1 protein-coding gene is annotated in these 1258 nt (G+C 65.2%); it reads right to left on the bottom strand.

Features of this window, described 5'->3' with window-relative positions; genetic code table 11:
- Window positions 1–123 precede the first annotated feature (123 nt).
- Entirely contained in the window at window positions 124–489 is a 366-nt protein-coding gene (locus tag AC6EXY_RS33290) for an inorganic pyrophosphatase (protein ID WP_499819029.1), read from the bottom strand.
- Between the last annotated feature and the right edge of the window lie 769 nt (window positions 490–1258).

Genomic DNA, 1258 nt, shown 5'->3' with positions numbered 1-1258 from the left:
ATCAGCGGCCGAACCGCCTGCTCATAGAACCGCCGAGAAAGATCGCGACCAGACACGGCTCCGAGAATCTCCTCCATGCTCCCCCGGTGGACGAACGCCCTCCGGCCCGACCAGCCGTGACCCTCATGCGGCGGTGGTCTCCCCAAGCCGCGGCACGAACAGGCCGCCGATCCCCAGGACATCGTCGAGCAGCCGCCGCACACGCTCGATCTCGCCGACGGTGCAGTCCACCAGTATCTTGACCTCCACGTCACGCTTGCCCCGATCCGCTGTAACGAAGAATCCCACCACGCCGGCGCCGGCAGCGCTGCCGCGAAAGACATCCACCCCGCCGCCGTCCGCGGCCACGGTGCCCTCCAGGTAGCCGTAGTCGACGGGGTACACGGCCTGCGGCACCCGCGGGTGGGTGCTGCCGGCCGGCCGGTCCACCACCAGCCGGCAGGTGGCCGCCAGCCCGTCGAGATTGCCGAACAGCCGTACACGGGACATGTCCGACATGATCCCCGCCGAATCGAAGGACGTCCATGAGAGAGGCCACGGACACGAAGCGGCCAGGGCCATCCGCATAGTCCAGCCGTAAACGGCGGGGCCCGGCCAGGGCCACGACGATGGCGGACGGCATCTGGACGCGACCGTCCGTCCTTGCCTCGGCCATAGGCGAACAAGTCGCCCTGTACATTCTCGGTGCTGACCGGGCGGCTGCCTCAGGCGATCGCGGGTGTCCTCGAAGCTGCCCCCAGCACAACCGGCCCGGCGGATGCCGGTTCGCACCGCCCCGACGTGGTGCCCAGGTAACTGAGACCTTTTAAACCGCGCCCTCCCGAACGGCGACCTGCGGGACCGCACTCCCGCACGATCAATGATATCAAGCACAGAGAGTCAACATCGGAGTCATCCCGGCCGGAGGCCCCGGCATTGCGCGAACCAGGCCTCCGTCCCCTCTGACCTGCGCCTGCGCGACACCGGCAAGCCTGCCGATTGATAGGTTCAACCTATTTGACCAGGTCAGAGGCTAGATGTGGAGCGTGGTGGACCATGTGTACCAGCATCCGAACCGTTTGATCTTGGTTGCTGGCCCTAAAGTCACTGTCCGACCGGTCACTACCAGGGCCCTGACCAGAGACGATGTCCAGTGAGCATTTTCAATGTTATTTTACGTGAATTGCGGGAATGTTCCGTCGCGCGCGTTTAAGAGAAAGTCCGGCGAACCAGCCGGAGAGTGGAAGTTGTCCGACTACTGTCCGTCCAGGCGGGAGAA

The sequence above is a fragment of the Frankia sp. RB5 genome, from assembly GCF_059816245.1.
The sequence above is the reverse complement of the archived record's forward strand: the minus strand, read 5'-3'. Positions and strand labels throughout refer to the sequence as shown.